We start from the raw sequence: 8,328 nt of genomic DNA on the forward strand, positions 1-8,328 counted from the left end.
AAAATCACCGATCGTCTTTATGGTCTAAACGGTCGTGCTGTTCATCCTTACGCTGATACTCCCCTTCAAAGGTATCGCCCGGCCCGGTGCTGAATCCGCCCCCCGGCATACGGCTAAAGCGCAGATGCGGCAGCAGCTTCATGGTCAGGTGTTTTTGCACCGGCGGCAGAAGCAGCAGAAGGCCGAGGAAATCAGTGAAGAACCCCGGCAGGATCAGCAGCAGCCCCGCAATAATCAACGACACGCTTTTGATCATCTCTTCCGCCGGGCTTTCCCCTGCGGCCATCTTCTGCTGCATTATCAGGAAATTTTTGAAACCCTGATTACGCACCAGCGACATGCCGATGACGGAGGTGAAAATCACAAGAATCAGCGTCAGCAGGACGCCCAGCACATGGGCAACCTGGATGAAAATGGAAATCTCAATGTAAACATAGAGAAAGAAAGCAATAAACGGTATCCAGCGCACTGGCATCTCCTGTGTGGCAGAGGCCATCGGGCCCCTGTCTGAATGTGTTCGCGACGCGCGTTTGTATGAGATGGTGACGGTTAGCGAAAATTCAATCAGTTTGCACGGATATTTTTTTTGGAAATTATAAAGCGGTGACCCATTTCACAGATTAATAATTATCATGGAATCGGCTCGATAATAAGTGATCCAGCTTACGGCAATTCGCTATCATCAGCATATGATCTCGAACATCTGGCTGATTGAGGGAATAATCGTCGGCCAGAAAATATTCAAAACCACATAAATACTGTGTGTTTAGTACAATCCATCGGCAGCTTGAAAAGAAGGTTCACATGTTAAACAACATTCGTATCGAAGAAGACTTGTTGGGTACCAGGGAAGTTCCAGCGGATGCCTACTACGGTGTCCACACTCTGAGAGCGATTGAAAACTTCTACATCAGCAACAGCAAAATCAGCGACATCCCTGAGTTTGTCCGTGGCATGGTGATGGTGAAGAAAGCCGCAGCACTGGCCAACAAAGAGCTGCAAACCATTCCTAAAAGCGCGGCAAATGCGATTATCGCGGCCTGCGATGAAGTGCTGAACAACGGCAAATGCATGGACCAGTTCCCGGTTGACGTCTATCAGGGCGGCGCGGGCACCTCCGTCAACATGAACACTAACGAAGTACTGGCAAACATTGGCCTGGAGCTGATGGGTCACCAGAAAGGTGAATACCAGTACCTGAACCCGAACGACCACGTTAACAAATGCCAGTCCACCAACGACGCCTACCCTACCGGCTTCCGTATCGCGGTGTATGCCTCTGTAGTGAAACTGGTGGACGCGATCAACCAGCTGGGTGATGGCTTCCAGCGTAAAGCGGTTGAGTTCCAGGACATCCTGAAAATGGGTCGTACCCAGCTGCAGGACGCGGTGCCGATGACGCTCGGCCAGGAATTCCACGCGTTTAACGTACTGCTGAACGAAGAGACCAAAAACCTGCTGCGCACCTCCGAGCTGCTGCTGGAAGTGAACCTGGGCGCCACCGCCATCGGTACGCGTCTGAACACCCCGGATGGCTATCAGCAGCTGGCGGTACAGAAGCTGGCTGAAGTCTCTAACCTGCCGGTTGTGCCTGCAGAAGACCTGATTGAAGCCACCTCCGACTGCGGCGCCTACGTCATGGTACACAGCGCCCTGAAACGTCTGGCGGTGAAACTGTCCAAAATCTGTAACGACCTGCGCCTGCTCTCTTCCGGTCCGCGCGCTGGCCTGAATGAAATCAACCTGCCAGAGCTGCAGGCCGGTTCATCCATCATGCCAGCCAAGGTGAACCCGGTAGTGCCAGAAGTGGTGAACCAGGTTTGCTTCAAAGTCATCGGTAACGATACAACCGTGACCATGGCCTCGGAAGCGGGTCAGCTGCAGCTGAACGTGATGGAGCCAGTGATTGGCCAGGCGATGTTTGAATCCATCCACATTCTGACCAACGCCTGCTACAACCTGCTGGAAAAATGCATTAACGGCATCACGGCGAATAAAGAAGTCTGTGAGGGTTATGTCTATAACTCCATCGGGATCGTCACCTACCTCAACCCGTTCATCGGTCACCACAACGGTGATATCGTCGGTAAGATTTGCGCCGAAACCGGTAAGAGCGTACGTGAAGTGGTGCTGGAGCGCGGGCTGTTGACCGAAGCTGAGCTGGACGATATCTTCTCGGCCCAGAACCTGATGCACCCGGCATATAAAGCGAAACGATATACCGATGAAAGCGAACAGTAACCGTTCTGGCTAGGCTTCTTAAGGCACGTCACTTGTGACGTGCCTTTTTTCTTTTTAGGCGTTACCTAAATACAACAATTCAATATCAACTTGTTAATAAGCAAGGCAGGTCCTTATGTTTGGAGCAGAACTCGTCATCGTCTTGTTGGCGATTTATTTGGGAGCAAGACTCGGGGGTATCGGCATCGGTTTTGCCGGCGGTCTCGGGGTGCTCGTTCTTACCCTTATCTTTCAGATTAAACCCGGCGCAATCCCGTTCGACGTTATCGAAATCATCATGGCAGTTATTGCCGCTATCGCCGCCATGCAGGTGGCAGGCGGTATGGACTACCTGGTAAGCCTGGCGGAGCGTATGCTGCGCCGCCATCCAAAATACATTACCTTCCTTGCCCCGCTGGTGACCTGGTTTATGACCATTCTCGCCGGTACGGGCCACACCGCCTTCTCTACGCTGCCGGTGATTACCGAAGTGGCGAAAGAGCAGGGTATCCGTCCGTCTCGTCCGCTCTCTATTGCCGTCGTCGCGTCCCAGATTGCGATTACCGCCTCGCCGATTTCCGCTGCGGTGGTCTTCTTCGCCGGTATTCTGGAGCCGATGGGCGTGAGCTACCTGACGCTGCTGGCGATCTGTATCCCGGTGACGCTGATCGCGGTGATGATTACTGCCGTGCTGTGTAACTTCCTCGGCGCTGAACTGAAAGACGATCCGGTTTACCAGGAACGCCTCGCCAAGGGTGAAGTGAGACTGCGCGGCAGCCAGGTCTTCGAGCTGAAGCCGCACGCAAAACGCTCCGTGCTGCTGTTCCTGATCGGTATTGTCGCGGTGATGTTCTACGCGACCGCCATCAGCGATACCGTGGGCCTGATCCAGAACCCTGTCCTGCCGCGTAACGAAGCGATTGTAGTGTTTATGCTGACCATCGCGACGCTGATTAGCATCACCTGTAAAATCGACACCAGCGAAGTGCTGAACGCCAGCACCTTTAAATCCGGTATGAGCGCCTGCGTATGCGTACTGGGCGTGGCGTGGCTCGGTGATACCTTCGTGAAAGCGCACATCAGCGACATTCAGACCGTCGCTGGCGACCTGCTCCACAACTACCCGTGGCTGCTGGCGGTGGTGCTGTTCTTTGCCGCTACCCTGCTTTACTCCCAGGCGGCGACCACCAAAGCGCTGATGCCTGCGGCACTGATGCTGGGCGTAACGCCACTGACGGCGATTGCCTCTTTCGCGGCGGTTTCTGCCCTGTTCGTTCTGCCAACCTACCCAACCCTGCTGGCGGCGGTGGAGATGGACGACACCGGCTCAACCCGTATCGGTAAGTATGTGTTTAACCACGCGTTCCTGATCCCGGGCGTGGTCGCCATTTCACTTTGCGTGATCCTCGGCTTTATCATTGGCGGCGTGGTGCTGTAAACGGTGAGTGGTTGTAAAAATAGTTAAAATCGGGCCGCTCTGCGGCCCGTTTCATTAATGACCAACCGCCTTGCGTGATATAGTGAAGCCTTTCGTGATGAGGAGGTCGACTTGTGAACACGCCTGATGCTGTTGTCGTATTGTGTACCGCCCCTGATGAAGCCTCTGCCCAGGATCTCGCCGCCAAAGTGCTGGCCGAAAAACTGGCTGCCTGCGTGACGCTCCTCCCCGGTGCTACCTCCCTTTATTACTGGGAAGGCAAACTGGAGCAAGAGTACGAAGTCCAGATGTTGCTCAAAACCAATCTGGCGAATCAGCAGGCTCTCCTGGACTGCCTCAAATCTCATCATCCTTACCAAACTCCGGAACTGCTGGTGCTGCCAGTGGTTCACGGCGATAACGACTATCTCTCATGGCTCAACGCTTCCTTACGCTGATCCTGCTGCTATGCAGCACGTCAGCTTTTGCCGGGTTGTTTGACGCGCCCGGCCGTTCGAACTTTATTCCTGCCGACCAGGCGTTTGTTTTCGATTTTCAGCAGAACCAGCACGATCTGACGCTCACCTGGCAGGTGAAAGAGGGCTATTACCTCTATCGCAAGCAGGTGAGCATTACCCCTGCCCAGGCAAACGTGGGCGCATTACAATTGCCCGCTGGCGAGTGGCACGAGGACGAGTTCTACGGCAAGAGTGAAATCTACCGCCAGCGCCTGAGCGTGCCCGTTACGGTGAATCAGGCGGATAAAGGCGCGACGCTGACGGTGACCTACCAGGGGTGCGCGGACGCCGGATTCTGCTATCCGCCGGAAACGAAAGTCGTGCCGCTTAGCGAAGTGAAAGTGACTGCTGCTGTAACGCCGGTCCCTGCGGTTGAGAAAACCAACGACCGCGCTGACCTTCCGTTCTCAGCGCTGTGGGCGTTACTGATTGGTATCGGCATTGCCTTTACGCCGTGCGTGTTGCCGATGTATCCGCTCATCTCTGGCATCGTGCTGGGCGGCAAACAGCGTCTTTCTACCGCCCGCGCCCTGCTGCTGGCTTTTATATACGTGCAAGGAATGGCGCTAACCTACACAGCCCTTGGCCTTGTGGTTGCCGCTGCCGGGTTACAGTTCCAGGCGGCACTCCAGCACCCTTATGTTCTCATTGGCCTGTCAGCGATGTTTATCCTGTTGGCGCTGTCAATGTTTGGCCTGTTCACGCTACAGCTGCCCTCTTCGCTGCAAACGCGCTTAACGCTGATGAGCAACCGTCAGCAGGGCGGCTCCGCAGGCGGCGTGTTCGCGATGGGTGCCATTGCCGGGCTGATTTGCTCTCCCTGCACTACCGCACCGCTGAGCGCTATCCTGCTGTACATCGCCCAGAGCGGTAACATGTGGCTCGGCGGGGGTACGCTGTACCTCTACGCGCTCGGCATGGGTCTGCCGCTGATTCTGGTCACGGTTTTCGGCAATCGACTTCTGCCGAAGAGCGGCCCGTGGATGGAGACGGTGAAAACCGCATTTGGTTTTGTCATCCTCGCGCTGCCGGTGTTCCTTCTTGAGCGTATCATCGGCGACGCCTGGGGTTTACGCCTGTGGGCGATGCTCGGCGTAGCATTCTTTGCCTGGGCGTTTATCGTCAGCCTGGGGGCGAAGAAGCCATGGATGCGCCTGGTGCAAATCCTGCTGCTGGCTGCCGCGCTGGTGAGCGTACGCCCTCTGCAGGACTGGGCGTTCGGCACACCGGTGAGTCAGACCCAGGCGCATCTGAACTTTACCCAGATAAAAAACGTGGATGAACTTAACAGCGCTCTGGCAGAGGCGAATGGCAAACCGGTGATGCTCGATCTCTATGCCGACTGGTGTGTCGCCTGCAAAGAGTTTGAAAAATATACTTTTAGCGATCCACAGGTGCAAAGCGCCCTGAAAGAGACCGTTTTGCTCCAGGCTAACGTGACCGCCAATAATGCGCAGGATAAGGCTCTGCTGAAGCAGCTTAACGTACTCGGGCTGCCAACCATTCTGTTCTTCAATCAACAGGGCCAGGAGCAGCCTGAGCAGCGTGTAACCGGGTTTATGGATGCAGCGGCATTTAGCGCGCATTTGCGCAATCGCCAACCGTAAACAACACTTTAAGCGGGACAAACCGTTGGGAATAGCGGAGGAGATAACCGTGCAACGTGAAGACGTACTGGGACAAGCCCTGCAACTACTTGAGATTCAAGGGATCGCCAGCACCACGCTTGAGATGGTAGCCGACCGTATCGATTATCCCCTGGATGAACTTAAGCGCTTCTGGCCGGATAAAGAGGCGCTACTCTATGATGCCCTGCGCTATCTCAGCCAGCAGGTTGATGTCTGGCGCAGACAACTGATGCTGAATGAAGAACTGACCGCGGAGCAAAAGCTGCTGGCGCGCTATACTGCCCTGACGGAATGCGTCAGCAACAACCGCTACCCGGGTTGTCTGTTCATCGCCGCCTGCACTTATTTTCCTGACCCTGGCCATCCTATTCACCAGTTGGCGGATCAGCAAAAACGGGCGGCGCATGACTTTACCCACGAACTGCTGACCACGCTGGAAGTCGATGACCCTGCGATGGTGGCTAAACAGATGGAGCTGGTGCTGGAAGGTTGCCTCAGCCGCATGCTGGTGAACCGTAGCCAGGCCGATGTGGATACGGCGCACCGCCTGGCGGAAGATATTCTACGCTTTGCCCAATGCAGAATGGGTGGAGCGCTGACCTAAGCCAGCATGCCCGCCCAGGCGGAGACGAGCAGACACAGCGCCATCAGGCGCTGAAACCGCACCATCGCCACGGTGGTGCAAAAAATTCGGTTCACCGCTTTACCCAACCACGCCCAGCACATCAAACAGGCTATCGAGATCAGCAGAAACCATAGCGCCATTAGCGCAATATCCCGCAATGCATGGTCACCAGCTGGGGCAAACAGGCTGACGACGGCCAGCGCCATCATCCAGGTTTTGGGGTTCACAACCTGCAGCAGCGCCGCCGCCCGCGCGGTGAATCGAATACGGTTCTCAGCGGAGAGACGGGCAGCCGGGGCGCGAAACAGCTGCCAGCTCATCCAGCTTAGCCACAGCACGCCTGTCCAGCTCATTATCTGACGTATCAGAGGATACTGACGCAGCACTTCCCCTGCGCCCGCGCCTGATACCAGCACAATCGCACTGGCCGCGATACATCCGCCCAGAATAGCAGGTACGGTATTTTTTACGCCAAAGTGCTGGCTGTTCGTCAGCACGAGAATATTGGTCGGCCCCGGCGTAATGGAGGCGACAAATGCGAACAACAGAAAGGGTATCAAACTCACGGGTGGCTCCTTTTTATTAGAGCCATGAATGTGCCGTTATTTTTTGGAAACGTCTGGAAGGTTTGTGCACAACCGTCGGTAGTGTGCAGGAGAGATACGGTAAGCACGCTGAAACCAACGTCCCAGATGGCTTTGATCGGCAAAACCCACTGTGGCAGCCACATCAACGGGCTGGTCCCCACGCGCCAGCAGCTGTCGGGCCTTTGCCAGACGAAGCTGAATAAGCCATGCGTGTGGCGCCAGGTTGAACTCGCGCTTAAAACAGCGCGTCAGGGTAAAGCGATCCGTGCCCGTCTCGCGCGCAAGGTCTGACAGCCCTACGTTCTCGCCGATATGAGCAAAGAGATAGTCGCGCGCACGGTGCGCCACGGCAGCGCTTTGTAACTGCGACGGCAGTTTTTTACGCCAGTGGCAGTGGGCGGTGATCCGGGAGAGCAGATTATCCATTGTGCTCTGCTGAACGATTTTCATCTCGTCATTATGCAGGGTGGAAAATGTCTCACCGATAGCACGCACCAGCTGCGGCTCCCGCGTTAGCGTTTGGGCAAAGTGGAGTGAATATCTCCCGGGAGTAGATTCGTAAAGCCCTTGTAGCGCACGGGTAAGCCAGCGCTCATCCAGATAGAAGGTCAAATAGGTAAAGCCGCCCTCTACAGGCGCATCACCGTCGTGGATCTCGCCAGGTTCGAGGAGAAATGCGTCGCCCGGCTGGCTACGATGACGCTCACGGCGGCAGTGAAACTGCTGCGTGCCGGAGAGGGTTATCCCTACCAGATAGCTATCGTGCCAGTGCGGATCAAAGGCATGCCCTTCGAAATGCGCTTTAATCGTCTCAATACCCGTATCTGCATGCTGACGCAGTTCAAGCCAGTCATTCGCCATACTGTCCTCCTCTTGCTATCAGCATTGCCGTATTACGCTGGTTGTGTCTGGAAGATTTGTGCATTTTCACGGCGAAAGCGGACAGATTGCCGCAAACTTAAGCAGTTGAACAGCTTTTCCCGAAATAATGTTGACGATCGAGCGTGATTGCGGTTTAATGCGCTCCGTTGCCCGGATAGCTCAGTCGGTAGAGCAGGGGATTGAAAATCCCCGTGTCCTTGGTTCGATTCCGAGTCCGGGCACCACTATTTAAAGAACCCAGCCTATGGCTGGGTTTTTGCTTTTCTGCGTTTATACATCCCTTCTTTGTATTCTTATTTCTCTTTGTCGTGGGATCGTGCGGTCTGCGTTGCCGGATGGCGGCTTTGCCTTATCCGGCCTACTAAGCGCCATCGGGCTTTTCTGCGCGCACAAAGCAAAAAACCCCGCACCTTACGGTACGGGGTTCTTCTAATTGATGCCTGGCAGTTCC

The 8,328-nt window shown here is 55.2% G+C and carries 8 protein-coding genes and 1 tRNA gene; 6 read left to right on the top strand and 3 right to left on the bottom strand.

Annotated features, from left to right (window positions below):
- Window positions 1-4: 4 nt before the first annotated feature.
- Window positions 5-469 carry an FxsA family protein gene (locus IM317_RS14025; protein ID WP_023616652.1) on the bottom strand — a complete coding sequence of 155 codons (465 nt, stop codon included), beginning with the start codon at window positions 467-469 and terminating at the stop codon, window positions 5-7.
- 335 nt (window positions 470-804) lie between these two features.
- On the opposite strand from IM317_RS14025, the gene aspA reads away from it, so the two are divergent.
- From aspA to IM317_RS14050, 5 genes are all read left to right on the top strand, one after another.
- The gene (aspA, locus tag IM317_RS14030; protein WP_003855923.1) at window positions 805-2,241 is read left to right on the top strand and encodes an aspartate ammonia-lyase; all 1,437 of its coding nucleotides are present in this window, start codon (window positions 805-807) and stop codon (window positions 2,239-2,241) included.
- Between the two features lie 115 nt (window positions 2,242-2,356).
- Window positions 2,357-3,658, top strand: a complete 1,302-nt coding sequence (locus IM317_RS14035; RefSeq protein ID WP_023334226.1) for an anaerobic C4-dicarboxylate transporter — start codon at window positions 2,357-2,359, stop codon at window positions 3,656-3,658.
- Between the two features lie 113 nt (window positions 3,659-3,771).
- A complete protein-coding gene (gene cutA, locus IM317_RS14040; protein ID WP_014168278.1) occupies window positions 3,772-4,095 on the top strand; it encodes a divalent cation tolerance protein CutA in 324 nt (107 codons plus the stop codon).
- Window positions 4,071-5,762, top strand: a complete 1,692-nt coding sequence (locus IM317_RS14045) for a protein-disulfide reductase DsbD (protein WP_033144450.1) — start codon at window positions 4,071-4,073, stop codon at window positions 5,760-5,762. The genes cutA and IM317_RS14045 overlap by 25 nt, the downstream gene beginning before the upstream one ends.
- A gap of 49 nt (window positions 5,763-5,811) precedes the next feature.
- Window positions 5,812-6,387, top strand: a complete 576-nt coding sequence (locus IM317_RS14050; RefSeq protein WP_032641387.1) for a transcriptional regulator — start codon at window positions 5,812-5,814, stop codon at window positions 6,385-6,387.
- On the opposite strand, the gene IM317_RS14055 is transcribed toward IM317_RS14050, so the two are convergent.
- Both IM317_RS14055 and IM317_RS14060 read right to left on the bottom strand, forming a co-directional pair.
- Window positions 6,384-6,974 (bottom strand): LysE family translocator, encoded by a 591-nt coding sequence (locus IM317_RS14055; protein ID WP_033144449.1) that lies wholly within the window; start codon window positions 6,972-6,974, stop codon window positions 6,384-6,386. The two genes, IM317_RS14050 and IM317_RS14055, sit on opposite strands and share 4 nt — an antisense overlap.
- A gap of 36 nt (window positions 6,975-7,010) precedes the next feature.
- Window positions 7,011-7,856, bottom strand: a complete 846-nt coding sequence (locus IM317_RS14060) for an AraC family transcriptional regulator (protein WP_033144448.1) — start codon at window positions 7,854-7,856, stop codon at window positions 7,011-7,013.
- Window positions 7,857-8,025: 169 nt separating this feature from the next.
- Between IM317_RS14060 and IM317_RS14065 the strand changes: the two genes are divergently transcribed.
- Window positions 8,026-8,101: transfer RNA gene (locus tag IM317_RS14065), tRNA-Phe, on the top strand.
- Window positions 8,102-8,328: the final 227 nt, after the last annotated feature.

The organism is Enterobacter cloacae complex sp. S3, from assembly GCF_014930495.1.
GTDB classification, from domain to species: Bacteria; Pseudomonadota; Gammaproteobacteria; order Enterobacterales; family Enterobacteriaceae; genus Enterobacter; species Enterobacter asburiae_B.